This window comes from Plantibacter sp. (assembly GCF_059073635.1).
In genome coordinates this window covers 156,762-174,881 of record NZ_JCACOF010000012.1, presented here as the reverse complement: position 1 = coordinate 174,881, position 18,120 = coordinate 156,762, and the positions used below count along the sequence as shown (strand labels likewise).

Below are 18,120 nucleotides of genomic sequence, written 5' to 3'. Positions count from 1 at the left end.
CCCGTGACGTTTCGGTGAGGTGAAACCGACCTCACATCCGCCCGGGCGTCGTGTGCGGTCCTGGACGCGTTCGGGACACATGCGGGCAACGGTCCGGAAACGCCGCGTCAGTACGCTCGCTGGAACACGAGCCGAGGGGGCCCATGATGATCGATCCCACCGCAGGAGATCTGCCGCGTCGCGTCGTCGTGGTCGGCGGCGGCCCGGCCGCACACCGTCTGGTCGATGCCCTGCACAGTCGCGACGCCGGGCGCACCATGCACATCACGGTCGTCTGTGAGGAGCTCCACCGTCCCTACGATCGTGTGGCACTGAGCAAGCGTCTCGACGATGCGGCGATCGACCTCACGCTCGCGCCGACGGGTGTCTGGGACGAGCAGCACGTGTCGCTCCTGCTGGGCGAACGCGCCGAACGGATCGACCGCGAGGCCCGGACGGTGCACACCTCCCTGGGGAGGGTCGTCTCATACGACGAGCTGGTCCTGGCGACCGGCTCCTCGGCCCCGGTGCCCGAGATCGACGGTTCGGAACACGCCCTCGTCTACCGGACGATCGACGACGTGGACCTGCTGGTGTCGGAGATCGCGCGCATCGGCTCCCTGCGAGGTCGTCCCGCCCGGGTGATCGTCGCCGGCGGCGGGTTGCTCGGGCTCGAGGCCGCCGGTGGTGCGGCACGGCTCGGTGCCGAGGCGAGCGTCGTGCACTCCGGGTCGTGGCTCATGTCCGCCCAGCTGGACGAGGGAGCCGGTCGAGCCCTCGGGCGCATCATCGGCGGCCAGGGCATCGGTCTGCACCTGGGGACGAGGCCCCGGTCGATCCTCGTGGACGAGCAGGGCGGTGTCTCGGGCGTGAAGTTCTCGAGCGGCCAGCAGGTCGACGTCGACATCGTGGTGTTCGCGATCGGGATCCGCGCCAGGGACGAGCTGGCCCGCGATGCCGGGATCGAGCTCGGTGACCGCGGCGGTGTCGTGATCGGGACGGACTGCAGGACGTCTGCGCCGGGTGTCTGGGCCATCGGCGAGGTCGCCTGCTTCGACGGTCGATGCACCGGTCTCGTCGCACCGGCGAACGCGATGGCCGAGGTCGTCGCGGATCGGCTGCTCGGTGGCGAGGCGGAGTTCACGACCGTCGACGACGCCACGAAACTCAAGCTGTCCGGTGTCGACGTCGCGAGTTTCGGCGACGCGCTCGCGCGCACCGAGCACAGTCTCGAGATCGTGTACGCGGACCCGGCACGCGGGCTGTACCAGAAGCTCGTCATGACGGACGACGCCAAGACCCTCCTGGGCGGGGTCTTCGTCGGCGACGCCTCGCCCTACGCCTCGCTGCGCCCGCTCCTCGGCGCCGAGCTGTCGAGTGAGCCGGCCGCCTACCTGTCGGCGTCAGGGATCGAGGCACCGGCCGGGGACGAGCTCCCCGACGCAGCGCTCGTCTGCGCATGCAACGCCGTCACCGCGGGGACCGTCCGCGACGCGATCGCGGGCGTGCACGGCGAGGCGTGCACCGAGTTGGGGGCGCTCAAGACCTGCTCCCGCGCCGGGACCCAGTGCGGCTCCTGCGTCCCGCTCGTGAAGAAGATCCTCGAGACGGAGCTGACCAAGTCCGGCATCGCCGTCTCGCGCGCACTCTGCGAACACTTCGAGCTGTCCCGGCAGGAGCTCTTCGAGACCATCCGGGTGCTCGGTCTCACCTCCTTCGACGAGATCCTCGCTCGCTACGGCACCGGACGCGGCTGCGACGTGTGCAAGCCGGTGATCGGTTCCATCCTGGCCAGCCAGCAGGGTGGGTACATCCTCGACGGCGGCCGGGGGACGCTGCAGGACACGAACGACCGGGCGCTCGCGAACATGCAGAAGGACGGCACCTACTCCGTGGTCCCCCGGATCCCCGGTGGCGAGATCACACCGCAGAAGCTCGCGGTGATCGCGCAGGTCGCCACCGACTACGGGCTCTACACGAAGATCACGGGCGGTCAACGCATCGACCTGTTCGGCGCCCGCCTCGAACAGCTGCCCGACATCTGGCGCATCCTCGTCGACGCCGGCTTCGAGTCCGGACAGGCGTACGGGAAGTCGCTCCGCAACGTGAAGAGCTGTGTCGGGTCCAGCTGGTGCCGCTTCGGCGTGCAGGACTCCGTGGGCATGGCGGTCCACCTCGAACTCCGGTACCGCGGCCTCCGGGCACCGCACAAGTTCAAGTTCGGGGTGTCGGGGTGCGCGCGCGAGTGCGCTGAAGCACGTGGCAAGGACGTGGGGATCATCGCCACCGAGCAGGGCTGGAACCTGTATGTGGGCGGCAACGGAGGGTTCCAGCCGACCCACGCGCAGCTCCTCGCCGGAGACCTCGACGACGAGACGCTCATCCGGTACATCGACCGGTACCTCATGTACTACATCCGGACGGCGGACCGACTGCAGCGCACCGCCAGGTGGATGGAGGACCTCGACGGCGGACTCGACCACGTGCGGGAGGTCGTCGTCGAGGACTCGCTCGGACTCGCCGCCGAACTCGAACAGGCCATGGCCGCACATGTGGACGGGTATGAGGACGAGTGGGCGGCGACCCTCGCCGACCCGGAGCGCCTCCGCCGGTTCCGTTCCTTCGTCAACGAGCCGGGCGATGCCGAACCGCGACTCGCGCGGGTCGCGGAGCGAGGCCAGTACCGGCCCGCGACGACGGAGGAGATCGAGCGCGGCGAGGCCGTCTATCTCGCAGGGCCTACCATTCCAGTGAGGGAAGGGGCATAGATGTCGGGTCCAGGCAGGGTCACGCTCGTCGGCGGCGGACCGGGCGATCCCGCGCTGCTGACCGTCGCTGCCGTCGAGGCCCTCCGAGACGCGGACGTGGTCCTCTACGACCGGCTCGCACCCCACGACACCCTCCCCGAGCTCGCCCCGAACGCGCTCCTCGTCGACGTCGGCAAGCGCCCCGGCCATCACCCGATCGGACAGGACGGTATCGAGACCGTCATGGTGCAACACGCGCTCGACGGCGCGGCGGTCGTCCGCCTCAAGGGAGGCGACCCGTACGTCTTCGGGCGCGGCAGCGAGGAAGTCCTGGCCTGCCACCGCGCGGGCGTCCCCGTCCGCGTGATCCCGGGCGTCTCGAGTTCCGTCGCCGTGCCCGCGGCTGCCGGGATCCCCCTCACGCACCGGAACCTGAGTCATCTCTTCACCGTGGTCAGCGGTCATGCGCCGCTCTCCGACGAGGAACATCGTCACCTCGCCGGCCTCGGTGGGACGATCGTCGTCCTCATGGGTGTCGGCACGCTGCCCTCCATCTCCCACGGGCTCCTCACCTCGGGGCTCGCCGCCGACACACCCGTCGCGATCATCGAGCGCGGCTACAGCGAGACCCAGCGCACCACCGTGGCCGACCTCGGGACGATCCTCCACGTCGCCGCGGCCGCCGGCGTGCGGTCACCGGCCGTCATCGTGATCGGCCACGTCGTCGCCTTCGCCTTCGACGGTGACGCCGAGGCCTCGGAACTGCTGGCGCGGGCCGAACGTCTGGGGGCATCGGCGTGACCGACACCACCCCGCCGGCCGCTGACGCCGGCCCGGACGTCACGACCCCGGTCCCGGGATTCCGCGCGGACCAGCTCGAGGGCTTCCGGATCGGCGTGACGAGCGACCGTCGATCGCAGGACCTCATCGACGCCTTCGAGCGGCGCGGCGCCACCGTCGTGCACGCACCGACGCTGCGGATCGCACACGCACAGCACGACGAACCGCTCATCGACGACACGCGCGACATCATCGCCGCACGCCCCGACGTCCTGCTCGCCACGACCTCGTACGGCATCCGACGGTGGTTCGAGGTCGCCGACGCCGCTGGACTCGGCGACGAACTCCTCGAGGCGCTCGCCGAGACGGCCATCCTCGTCCGTGGTCCCAAGGCACGCGGTGCCATCCGAGCAGCCGGTCTGAACGACGTGGGCATGAGCGACCGCGAGACCACCGCCTCCCTCGTCGACAAGGTCGTCGCCGACTACCCGGCCGGTCTCCGCGTCGCCGTCCAGCTCCACGGGTACACCGACGAGCGCCAGCTCGAACGGCTCCGTGCCGTCCACCAGGAGGTGCACACGGTCGCCCCCTACCGGTGGACGGACCCCGATGCGACCGACGAGCGCGTGCGGCGACTCGTCGAGGCGATCGTCAGTGGCTCGCTCGACGCGGTCACCTTCACGAGCGCCCCGTCGGTCGTCGCCCTGTTCACGGCCGCGGAGGCACTCGGTCAGGAGGACGCCGTCGTCGACGCCTTCCGTCGCGACGTGCTGTGCGCGGCCGTCGGCCCGGTCACGGCGGCGCCACTGCTCGCCCAGGACATCGAGCCCATCGTCCCCGAGCGGTTCCGCATGGGGGCACTCATCCGGCTGCTGTGCGAGCATCTCGAACAGCACGCGATCCTCCGAGCCGAGACGCTGCACGGCCCGATCGCCATCCGTGGCGCCATCGTGGAGCTGCCCGGCTCGCGGGTCCGGCTCCCCCCGAACTCCCTCGCGCTCCTCCGCGCCCTCGTCCGTGCGAACGGAGCCGTCCTCTCGCGCTCCGCGCTGGCCGACGCGCTGCCCGCAGCCGCGGACCACCACGCGCTCGAAGTACAGATGAGCCGCCTCCGCCAGACGCTCGGCGTCCCCGGACTCATCAACACGATCGTCAAGCGCGGCTACCGCCTCGACGTCTGACGGCGGCCGGTCCGGCTCCTGGACCGCGCGCGGTCATCCGCCTCACCGGGGTGATGAGTGCCTGTGAGCAGGCGGTGATCCAGGTGTTACCTCGCGGGTGGGGCCCCGAAACACGGCGTCGGTAGCTTCGGAGACAGCACACGTCCCGTCCCGCTTCACCGAACGCTCGGAGCAGCCATGACCACGAACCTCGAAGCAGTCGACGCCCCACCGACCACGGCGACACCGACCGTCACCCCGGTCGCACTGACCCACCGCCCCGGTCGTTGGATCGACGGGTGGAACCCCGAGGACAGCGCGTTCTGGGACCGGGAGGGCCGCGGCATCGCCGGGCGGAACCTCCGGTGGTCGATCTTCGCGGAGTTCCTCGGCTTCGTGGTCTGGCAGCTCTGGAGCATCGTCGTCGTCATGCTCCCGACGGCCGGGTTCTCGTTCTCCACGGCCGAGACCTTCTGGCTCATCTCGATGCCGAGCCTCGTCGGTGCGACCCTCAGGTTCCCGTACTCGTTCATGGTCCCGCGCTTCGGCGGGCGGAACTGGACGATCATCTCGGCGGGGCTGCTCCTCATCCCGTCCATCGCGCTCGCGCTGTGTGTGGGCAATCCGGACACCCCGTTCGGCGTCATGCTCGTCGTCGCCGGACTCGCCGGGTTCGGCGGTGGCAACTTCGCCAGCTCCATGTCGAACATCACCTACTTCTACCCGCAGCGGGAGAAGGGCTGGGCGCTCGGGCTGAACGCGGCGGGCGGCAACCTCGGAGCAGCGGTCGCACAGTTCGTCGTCCCCATCGCGGTCACCGTCGGAGCCGCCGCCACCCTCAACCTGAGTCTCGCCGGATGGATCTGGGTCCCCTTCATCCTCCTCGCGATGTTCGGTGCCTACCGCTACATGGACAACCTGTCGTCAGCGAAGGCGGACCTCCGCGGATCCGCCGCCGCGCTGCGGGAACCGCACCTCTGGCTCCTCGCACTCCTGTACATCGGCACCTTCGGCTCGTTCATCGGCTTCGCGAGTGTGTTCCCCAAGCTCATCGCGGACCAGTTCCCCGACTTCTCCTCCTTCGCCGTCGGTTCCGCGTCGATCTCGCTCGCGTTCCTCGGAGCCCTGATCGGTTCGCTGGCACGCCCCTTCGGTGGGCGTCTCGCCGACCGCTTCGGTGGGGCCGTCGTCACGATGAGTGCGTTCGCCGTCATGGCCCTGGGAGCGCTCGCGGTGCTGTGGACCCTGCCGCTGGCGAACTTCTGGCTGTTCCTCGGCTGCTTCCTGCTCCTGTTCGTCGCCGCCGGTGTCGGGAACGGCTCGACGTACCGCATGATCCCGAGCGTCTTCGCGGCGCGATCCGGCCTGCGCGACGCCCACCACCGCAGCGGCGACGTCGGGACGCAGCGCAAGGCCGCCGCCGCGCTCGGGCTCATCTCCGCGATCGGTGCCTACGGCGGCTTCGTCATCCCACAGATCCTCGGGCTCTCGCACGGCGCGACCGGTAGCTACTCGGCCGCGTTCATCGGCTTCATCGGCGCGTATGTCGTCCTGTTCGCGGTCACCTTCCTCGTCTACTTCCGCAAGAACGCGTCACTCGCCGGCCAACGACTGTGAGCCGTCGCTCCACCCGCTCCTGACCGAAGGACCACGCATGCCTCGTCCCACCGCCCCGGTGACCGACACCCACTGCCCGTACTGCGCGTTGCAGTGCGCGATGTCCCTCACCCGAACGACGGCGGTGGACGGGGTCGCTCCGAGGCTCCCGGTCGACGTCGCCGGGCGGGACTTCCCGACGAACCGGGGCGGCCTCTGCAAGAAGGGGTGGACGTCGGCCGAGCTCCTCGCGCGGGGCGATCGCCTCACGACCCCCTTGGTGCGCGACGCCACCGGTGAGCTGGTCGAGACGAGCTGGGATGCGGCCCTCGACCTCGTCGCATCGACCATCCTCCGCATCCGTGGTGAGCGCGGGGCGGACGCGATCGGAGTCTTCGGAGGCGGTGGCCTCACGAACGAGAAGGCCTACCAGCTGGGCAAGTTCGCCAGGATCGCGATCGGGACGAGCCGGATCGACTACAACGGCCGGTTCTGCATGTCCTCCGCCGCGGCAGCGGGCAACCGTGCGTTCGGGATCGACCGGGGGCTGCCGTTCCCACTGGAGGACCTCGACGGTGCGTCGACCGTCCTCCTCCTCGGATCCAACGTCGCGGAGACGATGCCCCCGTTCATCGGTCATCTCGTCGGTGCTCAGGCCTCCGGTGGCCTCATCGTGGTCGATCCGCGCCGCTCGGCCACCGCGCGACTCACCGAGACCGGTCGTGGACTCCACGTGCAGCCCGCGCCCGGGACGGATCTGGTCCTGCTCCTGGGGCTCACGCACATCGTCCTCGCCGAAGGGCTCGCAGACGAGGCCTACCTGGCCGAGCGCACGACCGGGCTGGACGGCCTGCGCCGCAGCGTGAGCGCGTGGTGGCCGGAACGCGTCCAATCCGTGACCGGCGTGCCGGCGCCGGTCCTCCGAGACGTGGCTCGTCGGCTCGCCGCCTCGGACGGCACCTACATCCTCACCGGTCGCGGCGTCGAGCAGCATGTCGACGGCACCGACACGGCCACCGCCGCCATCAACCTCGCACTCGTGCTCGGACTACCGGGCCGGCCGGGATCGGGCTACGGCACGCTCACCGGCCAGGGCAACGGCCAGGGCGGTCGCGAACACGGTCAGAAGTGCGACCAACTGCCCGGGTACCGCAAGATCACCGATCCGGAAGCCCGCCGTCACGTCGCCGAGGTATGGGGTGTGCCGGTCGAATCGATCCCCGGTCCCGGGCTGCCGGCCGTCGCCCTCCTCAACCGCCTCGGTGAACCGGAGGGCGTGCACGCCCTCCTGGTCCACGGCTCGAACGTCGTCGTATCCGCTCCGAACGTGCAGACGGTCCGGGACGGACTCGGCCGCCTCGAGCTGCTCGTCGTCTGCGACTTCTTCCTGTCGGAGACCGCCGCGCTCGCAGACGTCGTCCTCCCGACGACGCAGTGGGCGGAGGAGGAGGGCACCATGACCTCGCTGGAGGGGCGCGTGATCCGCCGCCGGCGGGCGCTCGATGCTCCGGTCGGCGTCCGCAGCGAGCTCTGGATCATGCACGAACTCGCCCGTCGTCTCGATGCTCCGGGCCGATTCGAGCTGGACCCGTCGATCGTGTTCGACGAGTTGGCGGCCGCATCCGCCGGAGGCCTCGCCGACTACTCGGGACTGAGCCACGCCCTCCTCGACACCGGGCTCGCCGCGTACTGGCCGTTCCCCGTCGGCAGCGGCGGCACGCCCCGGCTGTTCACGGAACGGTTCGCACACGACGACGGTCTCGCCCGGATCATCCCGGTCCGCCCCGCGACGGTCTCGGAGTCACCGGAGACCGGGGAGGAACTCACCCTGACGACCGGACGCCTCCTCGAGCACTACCAGTCGGGCACCCAGACCCGCCGCGTCCCCGAGCTCGACGACGCCCGTCCCGAAGTCTTCGTCCAGGTCCACCCCGCGACGGCGGCACGACTCGGGATCGTCGAAGGCGGACTGGTCGAGGTCTCGAACCGTCGGGGCACGCTGACGGCTCGAGCCAGTGTCGACGGCGACATCCGTCACGACACCGTCTTCCTGCCGTTCCACTACCCGGGCGACGCGTCGGCGAACCTCCTGACGCAGGACGCGGTCGATCCGATCTCGGGGATGCCGGACTTCAAGCGCGCGGCGGTGCGGCTGCGCCCGGCCGCTGGCACACCGCTGCCGGAAGCCACAGCGACCGGAGCCCTCCGATGAGTCCGCGACCAGGTCGCGCACTCCGCATCGTCGTGGTCGGATTCGGCCCGGTCGGTGCGCGATTCGCCGAGGAGGTCGCCCCTGGCGTGCGGAACGGCTCGATCGACGTGACCGTGGTCGGGCAGGAACCGGTCGACGCGTACAACCGGGTGCTGGTCGCCGATCACGCGGTCGGCTCGACCGGACTCGCCGACATGACGCTCGTCAGTGCCGAGGACCTCGCCCTGGACGGTATCCGTGTCCTGCGCGGCACGACCGCGATGCAGATCGATCGCGAGACGCGGACCGTCGAACTCGACACCGGGGAGACGCTCCCCTACGACCGCCTCGTCTTGGCGACGGGTGCGCGCGCGAACGTTCCGACACTCGACGGCGTCGATCGACGGAAGCGGGACCTCCCGGCGCTCGAGAAGTATGGACGGTCGTTGCTGCTGTCCGACCACGACCTCCCCCGCGGCGTCTGCACCCTGCGTGACCTCGCGGACGCCGACACCGTCGCCGGGGTCGTCCGATCCGGCGGCCGGATCGTCGTCCTGGGTGCCGGTGTCCTGGGACTGGAGCTCGCGCTCTCCGCCGCGCGCGCCGGCGCCGACGTGGTCGTCGTCCACCACGGCCCCACCCCGATGCCGCGGAACCTCGACCGCGGCGGCGGCTCCGTGCTCGCCGCGGCGCTGCGGGCAGCAGGCGTGGAGGTCATCGCACACAGCCGCGCCGAGGCGATCGGTCATCGGGACGACCCCGCGGGCGGGAGGCACTTCGATGCGCTGATCACCGCTGACGGGAAACGGATCACCGGCGATCTGCTCGTCCTGTCGTGCGGGGTGAGCGCACGCGCCGATCTGGCGATCCTCGCCGGGGTCCGTGTCGGCTCCGGCGTGCTCGTCGGCGAAGACCTCAGCAGCTGGTCGGACGAACGGATCTTCGCCATCGGCGACTGCGCGCACGTGCTGGCGCCGACACCGGAGCTGCGCAGCGAGCGCATCGTCCCCGGCGGCCCGTCGGGGCTCATCGGCCCAGGATGGCGGCAGGCCGAGTGGCTCGCCGCTCGATTCCTGATCGAGGCCGCGGCCGGCGGACCACCGCTCGAGCTGGGTCCACCACCGGTCGAGCGGGCGAGCACCGTCGCACTCAAGGCCGAGCGGGTCGACGTCGTCGCGGTCGGCGACGTCCAGGCCGAGCCCTGGGACGTCGAGTCGACGACCGCTGACGGGTGCAGCGTGCATCCGGCCGCTCCGCGCAGCGTCTCGGTGTGGGCGGACCCCGACCACGGCCGCTACGTCAAGATGATCACCCGCGCCGGGGTCCTGACCGCCTTCGTCTGCATCGGTATGCCGCGAACTGCGGCCGAGCTGACGCTCCTGTACGACGGGGGCGGCGAACTGCCGGCGGATCGCTCGGTCCTCCTCCGGCTCGACGGGCCGGACGCGATCGGTGGTGCCTCCGCCGATGCGTTCGCCCCCTCGACGACCGTCTGTACGTGCAACGGCGTGACGGTCGGCAGGATCATGGATGCCGCGCAATCGGGCAGTACCACGGTTGCCTGCATCGGCAAGGCGACCCGCGCCGGTACCGGCTGCGGTGGGTGCACCGGCCGGATCGCCGCGGTCCTCGAGCGGGTCGCGGACGGTGATCGTCAGAGCGAGCCGGTACCGGCGTGATCTGCCGGAGACGACGACGGAGGCGCCGGTTGCACGCAACCGACGCCTCCGTCGTGGGTGTTCCGAGCCGGGAGAACCGACTCGGAACGCGATCTACTGCTCCGGCTGCGACGCTCCGGTGTCGTCCTGAGCCTCGTCGGAGGCCTCGGATTCGGCTGGGCCGGCCGTCGTCGTCTCGGGGGCGTCGTCGGCCTCCGGGAGTTCCTCGAACAGGCCGGTGGGCGGCGTGACCGTGACGATCCCGGCGGCGATGTCGACCGTGGGGACGATCGCCTTGACGAACGGGACCATGACCTCGCCGTCGCCGGTCTTCACGATCAGGAGGTCCTGAGCCGGGAAGTGGTCGACGCGAGCGACGGTACCGACGGCGACGCCGTCGCGGTGCACGGCCAACCCGACGAGCTGGTGGTCGTACCACGCGTCGTCGTCGACCGGTAGCTCGGTGGGGTCCTGCTCGACCCAGAGGATCGCCTTCACGAGGGTCTCCGCCTCACTGCGATCGGAGATGCCGACGAAGAAGGCGACCGGCTGGCTGTTGTACCAGCGCAGTTCGATGAGCTCGAGCGTCTTGCCGCGCCACTTCGATCCTGCGGGGACCTGGAGCGTGAACGTCGCGCCCGGGGTGAACCGGTGCTCCGGCTCATCCGTGTAGAGCTCGACCTTCAGGGCGCCCTTCAGGCCATGGGCTTTCGTGAGCCGACCGACCCGCAACTGGGTCTTCGGCTCCGTCTCGTCCGCCACCTACGCGCTGGCGCCGGAGGCGTCCGTGTCGACCACGTCGACCCGGACCCGCCGACCGTCTGCCAGCGCTGCCACGAGGGTGCGCAGGGCTTTGGCCGTCCGGCCGGCACGACCGATGACCCGGCCGAGGTCCTCGGGGTTCACACGAACCTCGAGGACCTCGCCACGGGCGGAGTTCTGTGCCGTGACGCGAACGTCATCCGGGTGATCGACGATCCCCTTGACGAGATGTTCGAGCGCGGGAGCGAGCAAGACTACGCCTGCTCTGCTTCAGCGGCGTCGGCAGCGGGCGCCTCGGCCTCGGCCGGAGCAGCCTTGGCCGCGGGGGCCTCAGCCTTCGGCTTGAGGACGGGCTTCTTCTTCTCGTCGGCGACGAAGGCGGCCTTCGGCTCCTTGACGCGGACGGTGCTCACGGCGTCCTTGTCGCCCTTGAACTTGCCCCAGTCACCGGTGAGCTTGAGGAGTGCTGCGACCTGCTCGGTCGGCTGGGCGCCGACGCTGAGCCAGTACTGCGCACGCTCGGAGTCGACCTCGATGAACGAGGGCTCCTCGGTGGGGTGGTACTTGCCGATCTCCTCGATGACACGACCGTCGCGCTTCGTGCGCGAGTCTGCGACGACGATGCGGTAGTACGGCGCACGGATCTTGCCGAGACGCTTGAGACGGATTTTGACAGCCACGATTCTCCTGAATGATGTGATGTTTGATGTGCTCGCTGCCGAAAGGTGGGGCCACACGCTCGACGCGAAAACTGTGGTTGCTGCGGGCGTCGGATAGAGGGTCGAACTCCGCGCAGACTCAACTCTCTATTCTGCCAGACATCGGGCGATCTGGGTAATCCGGCGACACCGATACCGGATGACCCCTCCACCCCGTGTGAAGATGGGCTGGCGCGTGGCATCCGGCCGCGCCCTGCGGGAGGTCGACGCCAATGCCCATCGAGTTCGCCAGATCCGAGCGTTCGACCGTCGGCCTCGAATGGGAGGTCGCCCTCGTCGACCGCGACACCGGCGATCTCGTCGGCGCAGCGGACACCGTCCTGTCGGAACTCCGCACGAGCGACGGTTCCGATCATCCGCAGATCACCAACGAGCTGCTGCTCAACACCGTCGAACTCGTCTCGGGTGTGCACCACACGGTCCCCGAGGCGATCGCGGACCTCGAGGGCCAGCTGGCCGAGGTGCGGGCGATCACGGATCCGATGGGCGTCGAACTCATCTGCAGCGGTTCGCACCCGTTCGGCCAGTGGTACGACCAGCAGGTCACCGACAAGCCCCGCTACCACAAGCTCATCGACCGCACCCAGTGGTGGGGTCGCAACATGATGATCTGGGGCGTGCACGCGCACGTCGGCGTCGAGACGGTCGACAAGGTCCTCCCGATCATGAACGGGCTGCTGACCTATCTGCCCCACCTCCAGGCGCTGTCGGCGTCCAGCCCCTACTGGGGCGGGGTCGACACCGGGTACGCGTCGAACCGCGCGCTCATGTTCCAGCAGCTCCCGACGGCGGGCCTCCCCTACCAGCTCTCGGACTGGGAGCAGTTCGAGGCCTACGTCGACGACATGACGGTGACCGGCATCATCGAGGACCACACCGAGGTCCGCTGGGACGTTCGACCGTCGCCGCAGTGGGGCACGGTGGAGATGCGCGCGTGCGACGGAGCGTCGACCGTCGCGGAGTTCGGCGCCCTCGCCTCGCTCATCCACTGCCTCACCGAACACCTGTCCGACCGCCTCGACGCCGGAGAGCGCCTGCAGACCCTGCAGCCGTGGTACGTCCGCGAGAACAAGTGGCGTGCGGCGCGGTACGGCCTGGACGCCGAGATCATCCTCGACTCCTCGGGCCACGAGCGCCTCGTGACCGACGACCTGCACGACCTGCTCGACACCCTCGCGCCGGTCGCTCGCCGGCTCGGCTGTGCGGACGAACTGGCGAGCATCGCCACGATCATCGAGCACGGCGCGAGCTACCAGCGACAGCTCGCCGTCGCCCACGCGAACGGCGGCAGCCTGCAGGCGGTCGTGAGCTCGCTCGCGAAGGAGCTGCGACACGGGGTCCAGCCCTCCGCCTGACGAGGCGGCGTCACTCAGCGCGGTCGAGCGTCCCGATCCGCGTGCCGGCGTCGTCGGTCACGGTCAGGCGCCCGCCGTCGTCCGAGAGCGTCGCCTGTGCGATCCCCCGCAGCCAGGTGTCGACGCCCGGGCACGCCATCAGGGTGCTCGCGACGTCGGAGACGACGACCGCGTCGTCCTCGGCGCGCCAGGAGCCGGAGAGGCTGTTGCAGCCGTCCGAACCACTCACGCGACCGTCGTCGGTGAACACCAGGTGCGGGTCGGCCGCGCCGGTCCCCTCACCCCAGGTGCCCAGGACGCGTTCGCCCGGAGACGGAGCGGAGCACCCGGCGAGCATGCCCGCGGCCAGGACGACTGCGACGACCGAAGCCGCTGTCCTCAGCGCGCGCATACCACCTCCGCTCGACTCAGCGACCCAGGAACTTCTGCAGCTCGGCGAGCTCCGCCTCGGTCGGGGCTGCCGATCCCGACGACGAACCGCCGCCGAGGCCGAATCCAGCGCCCGTAGCGGCAGCCTGCGTCTCGACGGCACCGGCGTTCTCCGCCGCGCGCTTGGCCGGGTTGCCTGAGCGGGAACCCTTCTTCTTGGCCTGCGGCTTCGGTCGGTTCGTCCGCGCACCGGGGACCGGACCCATCCCGGGGATGTTCGGCACGCCACCCTTGGCGACGGTCTTCATCATCTTGGCCGCCTGCTCGAAGCGGTTGACGAGGGCGTTGACCTCGGTGACGGTCATGCCGGAACCCTTGGCGATGCGCAGGCGCCGGGATCCGTTGAGGATCTTCGGGTTCGTGCGCTCGGCCGTGGTCATCGACTGGATGATGGCCTCGGTGCGGACGATCTCGCGCTCGTCGAAGTTCTGGAGCTGCTCCTTCATCTGCCCCATGCCGGGGAGCATGCCCATCATCTTCTTGATGGAACCCATGCCGCGCAGCTGCTGCATCTGCTTGAGGAAGTCGTCGAGCGTGAAGGAGTCGGTCGCGAACTTCTCCGCGACCTTGCGCGCCTCCTCCTCGTCGAAGTTCTGCTGCGCCTGCTCGATGAGGGTGAGGATGTCACCGAGGTCGAGGATCCGGCTCGCCATGCGGTCGGGGTGGAACGGCTCGAAGTCGTCGAGACCCTCACCGGTCGACGCGAACATGATGGGGCGTCCGGTGACCGAGGCGATCGAGAGTGCCGCACCACCGCGGGCGTCGCCGTCGAGCTTCGAGAGCACCACACCGGTGAAGTCGACGCCGTCGAGGAAGGCCTTGGCCGTCGCGACCGCGTCCTGACCGATCATCGCGTCGATGACGAAGAGGACCTCGTCGGGATCGACCGCCTTGCGGATGTTCGACGCCTGCTTCATGAGCTCGGCGTCGACGCCGAGTCGTCCGGCGGTGTCGACGATGACGGTGTCGTAGAGCTTCTGCTCGGCGAACCGGACGCCGTCGCGGGCGACCTTGACCGGGTCGCCGACCCCGTTGCCGGGCTCGGGAGCGTAGACGGGGACGCCCGCCTGCTCTCCGACGACCTGGAGCTGGTTGACGGCGTTGGGGCGCTGGAGGTCGGACGCGACGAGGAGCGGCGTGTGGCCGTCCTTCTTGAGCCACTTGGCGAGCTTGCCCGCGAGTGTCGTCTTTCCGGCGCCCTGGAGCCCGGCGAGCATGATGACGGTCGGCGGCTTCTTCGCGAACTCGAGACGGCGCTGCTGTCCGCCGAGGATCGTGACGAGCTCGTCGTTGACGATCTGGACGACCTGCTGCGCCGGGTTGAGGGCCTTGCTCACCTCGTCGCCGAGGGCGCGCTCGCGCACGCGACCCGTGAAGTCCTTGACGACGTCGAGTGCGACGTCCGCGTCGAGGAGGGCGCGACGGATCTCGCGGACGGTGCCGTCGACATCGGCCGCGGAGAGCTTGCCCTTGGTGCGGAGGTTCTTGAACGTGTCCGCGAGGCGGTCAGAGAGTGTGCCGAACGTTGCCATGATCCCTCCAGTTTAGGGCAGACCGCGGCGCGACCCGGTCGATCGCCGCCACGGCTGGAAGATGAGTATTTGGACGGCGTCCAACAATGCTATCGTGGCGGCCATGACACAGCTCCTCATCGCCGGGCTCGCGCCCGCATTCGTCCCGTACCGCGAGGGTTGGGCGCTGCAGCGTCGGGTCCATGAGGCGGTCGTCAGCGGAGCAGGGCCGGAGCACCTCATCCTGTGCGAACACGAGCCCGTGTACACGGCGGGCAAGCTGACCCGGCCGCATGAGCGTCCCGACGACGGCACACCGGTCGTCGAGGTCGACCGCGGCGGCCGCATCACCTGGCACGGACCCGGACAGCTCACCGGCTATCCGATCGTCCGCCTCCCGGAGCCGGTCGACGTCGTCGCGCACGTCCGCCTGCTCGAGGAGGTCATGCTGCAGACGATCACCGAGCTCGGCGTCATCGGCCGCCGCATCGACGGACGGTCGGGTGTCTGGGTCGACCCCGTCGCCGGCGGACCGGCCGCGAAGATCGGCGCCGTCGGTGTCCGGGTGCAGGCGGGGGTCACGCTGCACGGCTTCGCGCTCAACTGCGACAACTCCCTCGAGCCCTTCGGCCACATCGTCGCGTGCGGTATCGCCGATGCCGGGGTCACCACGATCAGCGCCGAGCTCGGTCGACGGATCACGCCGAGCGACGTCGCCGAGCGCGTCTCCGAGATCTTCGAAGCGCTCCGGCCCGGTTGGACGGCCGCGTCCGTGACCACGATCGGAGCGGCCGCGTGAGCGGCTGCGGCGCACCGGCACCCGTTCCCACGGCGGACACCGGCGGACGGAAGCTCCTGCGACTCGAGGTCCGGAACGCCCAGACCCCCATCGAGCGGAAGCCCGACTGGATCAAGACCCGCGCGACGATGGGACCCGAGTACCGGCAGCTCCAGGCGCTCGTGCAGGAGGAGGGCCTCCACACGGTCTGCCAGGAAGCCGGCTGCCCGAACATCTTCGAGTGCTGGGAGGACCGCGAGGCGACCTTCCTCATCGGAGGGTCGCAGTGCACGAGGCGCTGCGACTTCTGCCAGATCGACACCGGCAAGCCGGCCGACTACGACCGTGACGAGCCACGGCGGGTGGCCGACTCGGTGCAGCGGATGCGGCTGCGTTACGCGACCGTCACCGGTGTGGCGCGCGACGACCTCCCCGACGAGGGGGCGTGGCTGCACGCCGAGACCGTCCGGCGCATCCACGAGACGAACCCGGGGACGGGGGTCGAGATCCTCGCGACCGACTTCTCCGGCAACCCCGACCTCCTCGGCGAGGTGTTCGCCTCCCGACCGGAGGTGTTCGCACACAACGTCGAGACGGTCCCACGCATCTTCAAGCGGATCAGGCCCGCCTTCCGCTACGAGCGCTCCCTCGACGTCCTGACCCAGGCGCGTGCCGCCGGCCTCATCACGAAGTCCAACCTCATCCTCGGGATGGGCGAGGACCGGAGCGAGATCAGTCAGGCGCTCGAGGATCTGCACGAGGCCGGCACCGACATCATCACCGTCACCCAGTACCTCCGGCCGACGCCTCGACACCTCCCGGTCGACCGCTGGGTCAAGCCGCAGGAGTTCCTGGAGATCAAGGAGGAGGCCGAGGAGATCGGGTTCCTCGGTGTGCTCGCGGGACCGCTCGTCAGATCGTCCTATCGCGCCGGACGCCTCTGGGCGCAGTCGATGACGGCGAAGGGCCGCGAGGTCCCCGAGGGACTGCAGCACCTCGCAGACGCCTCACTCGGCTTCGCCCAGGCGGTCTGAGGCCGACGCCTCGACCTGTCGGGCTCAGTCCTCGCTCGTGACCCCGGTGACCTCGCCGTCGGAGCTGTACGCGACCATGAGCACGCCGTCGAGCTGGTCCGCGTCGAGCGAGTACTCGAAGATCGCGAACGCCTCGTCGCCGTTGTGCTGGTGCGGCGCGAACCCGACGCTCAGCAGCGTCATCGACCGGATGACGTCGACGTCGCGGTCTCCGGACTCGTCGACCAGGACGTCCGGCAGGGACTCCCCCAGCTCCTCGACGGCTTGGATGATGTACTCGGTCACCTCGGAGGTGCGGTCGTCGACCTCGCTCAGCATCGCCTCACGCGAGCGCAGGTCGAAGCCCTCCAGGGCGAGGATCATCGCCGCCGCCAGGTCGAGTGCGTCGGCCGGGATGTCGTCCTCGTCGGGGGCGCTCAACGAGATGGAGACGGACTGCTCCCCGACGTCGATGTTGTCGGACCAGTAGACGCCACCGCCAGGCTCGGTCGCGATGATGCCGAAGTAGTCGTGTTCGATCGCCATCAGCTGCCCACCAGGTTCTGTGCGAAGACGTGCGGCGTGAAGCCGGTGAGGTCGCCGATGCCCTCGCCCTGACCGACGAGCTTGATCGGGATGCCGGTCTTCTCCTGCACGGCGAGGACGAACCCGCCCTTCGCGGAGCCGTCGAGCTTCGTCAGGACGAGCCCGGTCACCCCGGCGTGCTCGATGAACGCCTGCGCCTGCGACAGACCGTTCTGACCGGTCGTCGCGTCGAGCACGAGGAGGACCTCGGCGATGGGCGCCTGCTTCTCGACGACGCGACGGATCTTGGACAGCTCGTCCATGAGCCCGCCCTTCGTCTGCAGCCGACCGGCGGTGTCGATGATGACGATCTCGGTGCCGGTCTGCTTGGCGTACTCGATCGTCTGGAAGGCGACGGAGGCCGGGTCCTGCCCCTGCTGCTGGGGGCGGACGATCTGTGCGCCCGCGCGCTCAGCCCACGTCGCCAGCTGCTCGACGGCAGCGGCGCGGAAGGTGTCCGCTGCCCCCACGACGACGGTGCGGTCGTAGTTGCGGAGGAACTTCGCGAACTTGCCGATGGTGGTCGTCTTGCCGACCCCGTTGACGCCGACGACGAGGACGACCGCCGGACGCTCGCTGAGCTTCAGCGTCGTGTCGAACTTCGACAGCCGCTCCTCGACCTCCTCGCGCAGCATGCGCTGGAGGTCGCGCGGGTCGGTGGTCCGGTAGCGGTCCACGGAGGCGTGCAGGCCCGTGACGATCGACTCGGTGACGTCGGGGCCGAAGTCGGCGCCGATGAGCGCGTCCTCGAGGTCCTCCCAGGTGGTCTCGTCGATCGTCGGACGTTGGAACATGCCTTTGAGGGCACCGGAGAGTGACCAGGGTGTGCGTGCAGCCATGGTCTCAGCGTAGCCGTC

Annotated in this window: 16 protein-coding genes; 9 read left to right on the top strand and 7 right to left on the bottom strand. The window is 69.8% G+C overall.

Annotated elements, in window-relative coordinates; genetic code table 11:
• Window positions 1–143: 143 nt before the first annotated feature.
• The 6 genes from nirB (at window position 144) to AC5JOC_RS18090 (ending at window position 10,132) form a co-directional block, all read left to right on the top strand.
• The gene (nirB, locus tag AC5JOC_RS18115; RefSeq protein WP_441005549.1) at window positions 144–2,747 is read left to right on the top strand and encodes a nitrite reductase large subunit NirB; all 2,604 of its coding nucleotides are present in this window, start codon (window positions 144–146) and stop codon (window positions 2,745–2,747) included.
• The gene (gene cobA / locus AC5JOC_RS18110) at window positions 2,748–3,527 is read left to right on the top strand and encodes a uroporphyrinogen-III C-methyltransferase (protein ID WP_121290213.1); all 780 of its coding nucleotides are present in this window, start codon (window positions 2,748–2,750) and stop codon (window positions 3,525–3,527) included.
• On the top strand, window positions 3,524–4,687 hold the full coding sequence (locus AC5JOC_RS18105; RefSeq protein ID WP_079705653.1) for a uroporphyrinogen-III synthase: 1,164 nt from the start codon (window positions 3,524–3,526) through the stop codon (window positions 4,685–4,687). Before cobA ends, AC5JOC_RS18105 begins: the two co-directional genes overlap by 4 nt.
• Window positions 4,688–4,864: 177 nt before the next feature.
• Window positions 4,865–6,283 (top strand): MFS transporter, encoded by a 1,419-nt coding sequence (locus AC5JOC_RS18100; protein ID WP_124769098.1) that lies wholly within the window; start codon window positions 4,865–4,867, stop codon window positions 6,281–6,283.
• A 37-nt stretch (window positions 6,284–6,320) separates the two neighbouring features.
• On the top strand, window positions 6,321–8,474 hold the full coding sequence (locus AC5JOC_RS18095) for a molybdopterin oxidoreductase family protein (protein WP_494246951.1): 2,154 nt from the start codon (window positions 6,321–6,323) through the stop codon (window positions 8,472–8,474).
• Window positions 8,471–10,132 carry an FAD-dependent oxidoreductase gene (locus AC5JOC_RS18090; protein WP_494246950.1) on the top strand — a complete coding sequence of 554 codons (1,662 nt, stop codon included), beginning with the start codon at window positions 8,471–8,473 and terminating at the stop codon, window positions 10,130–10,132. Before AC5JOC_RS18095 ends, AC5JOC_RS18090 begins: the two co-directional genes overlap by 4 nt.
• A 93-nt stretch (window positions 10,133–10,225) precedes the next feature.
• Here the strand turns inward: AC5JOC_RS18090 and rimM are convergent, their stop codons facing one another.
• From rimM to rpsP, 3 genes are read right to left on the bottom strand one after another with little or no spacing between them, the layout of a single operon-like run.
• Window positions 10,226–10,873: a ribosome maturation factor RimM gene (rimM, locus tag AC5JOC_RS18085; protein ID WP_236555410.1), complete on the bottom strand. Its 648-nt coding sequence runs from the start codon at window positions 10,871–10,873 to the stop codon at window positions 10,226–10,228.
• Window positions 10,874–11,125: an RNA-binding protein gene (locus tag AC5JOC_RS18080; RefSeq protein WP_064296312.1), complete on the bottom strand. Its 252-nt coding sequence runs from the start codon at window positions 11,123–11,125 to the stop codon at window positions 10,874–10,876. It abuts the gene before it with no gap.
• Window positions 11,126–11,127: 2 nt separating this feature from the next.
• Window positions 11,128–11,553: a 30S ribosomal protein S16 gene (gene rpsP / locus AC5JOC_RS18075; protein ID WP_064296311.1), complete on the bottom strand. Its 426-nt coding sequence runs from the start codon at window positions 11,551–11,553 to the stop codon at window positions 11,128–11,130.
• A 251-nt stretch (window positions 11,554–11,804) separates the two neighbouring features.
• Here rpsP and AC5JOC_RS18070 point away from each other — a divergent pair, with 251 nt between their 5' ends.
• The gene (locus AC5JOC_RS18070) at window positions 11,805–12,947 is read left to right on the top strand and encodes a glutamate--cysteine ligase (protein ID WP_430891333.1); all 1,143 of its coding nucleotides are present in this window, start codon (window positions 11,805–11,807) and stop codon (window positions 12,945–12,947) included.
• Between the two features lie 10 nt (window positions 12,948–12,957).
• On the opposite strand, the gene AC5JOC_RS18065 is transcribed toward AC5JOC_RS18070, so the two are convergent.
• Both AC5JOC_RS18065 and ffh read right to left on the bottom strand, forming a co-directional pair.
• Window positions 12,958–13,338, bottom strand: coding sequence for an META domain-containing protein (locus tag AC5JOC_RS18065; protein WP_079705647.1), 381 nt, complete (start codon window positions 13,336–13,338; stop codon window positions 12,958–12,960).
• A gap of 16 nt (window positions 13,339–13,354) precedes the next feature.
• Window positions 13,355–14,908: a signal recognition particle protein gene (gene ffh, locus AC5JOC_RS18060; protein WP_064296308.1), complete on the bottom strand. Its 1,554-nt coding sequence runs from the start codon at window positions 14,906–14,908 to the stop codon at window positions 13,355–13,357.
• 103 nt (window positions 14,909–15,011) lie between these two features.
• On the opposite strand from ffh, the gene lipB reads away from it, so the two are divergent.
• On the top strand, window positions 15,012–15,686 hold the full coding sequence (gene lipB, locus AC5JOC_RS18055) for a lipoyl(octanoyl) transferase LipB (RefSeq protein ID WP_085510617.1): 675 nt from the start codon (window positions 15,012–15,014) through the stop codon (window positions 15,684–15,686).
• Window positions 15,683–16,699, top strand: coding sequence for a lipoyl synthase (lipA, locus tag AC5JOC_RS18050; RefSeq protein ID WP_274499737.1), 1,017 nt, complete (start codon window positions 15,683–15,685; stop codon window positions 16,697–16,699). The genes lipB and lipA overlap by 4 nt, the downstream gene beginning before the upstream one ends.
• A gap of 24 nt (window positions 16,700–16,723) precedes the next feature.
• Here the strand turns inward: lipA and AC5JOC_RS18045 are convergent, their stop codons facing one another.
• Together AC5JOC_RS18045 and ftsY are read right to left on the bottom strand one after the other, a co-directional pair.
• Window positions 16,724–17,224: a DUF2004 domain-containing protein gene (locus tag AC5JOC_RS18045; RefSeq protein WP_192005129.1), complete on the bottom strand. Its 501-nt coding sequence runs from the start codon at window positions 17,222–17,224 to the stop codon at window positions 16,724–16,726.
• Complete coding sequence (gene ftsY / locus AC5JOC_RS18040; protein WP_064296361.1) at window positions 17,224–18,102, bottom strand: signal recognition particle-docking protein FtsY; 879 nt, start codon at window positions 18,100–18,102, stop codon at window positions 17,224–17,226. Before ftsY ends, AC5JOC_RS18045 begins: the two co-directional genes overlap by 1 nt.
• Between the last annotated feature and the right edge of the window lie 18 nt (window positions 18,103–18,120).

Bases quoted from the DNA above. Each gene is read 5' to 3' on its own strand.
- nirB (WP_441005549.1), top strand. From the start codon at position 144: ATGATGATCGATCCCACCGCAGGAGATCTGCCGCGTCGCGTCGTCGTG.
- cobA (WP_121290213.1), top strand. From the start codon at position 2,748: ATGTCGGGTCCAGGCAGGGTCACGCTCGTCGGCGGCGGACCGGGCGAT.
- AC5JOC_RS18100 (WP_124769098.1), top strand. From the start codon at position 4,865: ATGACCACGAACCTCGAAGCAGTCGACGCCCCACCGACCACGGCGACA.
- AC5JOC_RS18095 (WP_494246951.1), top strand. From the start codon at position 6,321: ATGCCTCGTCCCACCGCCCCGGTGACCGACACCCACTGCCCGTACTGC.
- AC5JOC_RS18090 (WP_494246950.1), top strand. From the start codon at position 8,471: ATGAGTCCGCGACCAGGTCGCGCACTCCGCATCGTCGTGGTCGGATTC.
- AC5JOC_RS18070 (WP_430891333.1), top strand. From the start codon at position 11,805: ATGCCCATCGAGTTCGCCAGATCCGAGCGTTCGACCGTCGGCCTCGAA.
- AC5JOC_RS18065 (WP_079705647.1), bottom strand. From the start codon at position 13,338: ATGCGCGCGCTGAGGACAGCGGCTTCGGTCGTCGCAGTCGTCCTGGCC.
- ffh (WP_064296308.1), bottom strand. From the start codon at position 14,908: ATGGCAACGTTCGGCACACTCTCTGACCGCCTCGCGGACACGTTCAAG.
- lipB (WP_085510617.1), top strand. From the start codon at position 15,012: ATGACACAGCTCCTCATCGCCGGGCTCGCGCCCGCATTCGTCCCGTAC.
- AC5JOC_RS18045 (WP_192005129.1), bottom strand. From the start codon at position 17,224: ATGGCGATCGAACACGACTACTTCGGCATCATCGCGACCGAGCCTGGC.
- ftsY (WP_064296361.1), bottom strand. From the start codon at position 18,102: ATGGCTGCACGCACACCCTGGTCACTCTCCGGTGCCCTCAAAGGCATG.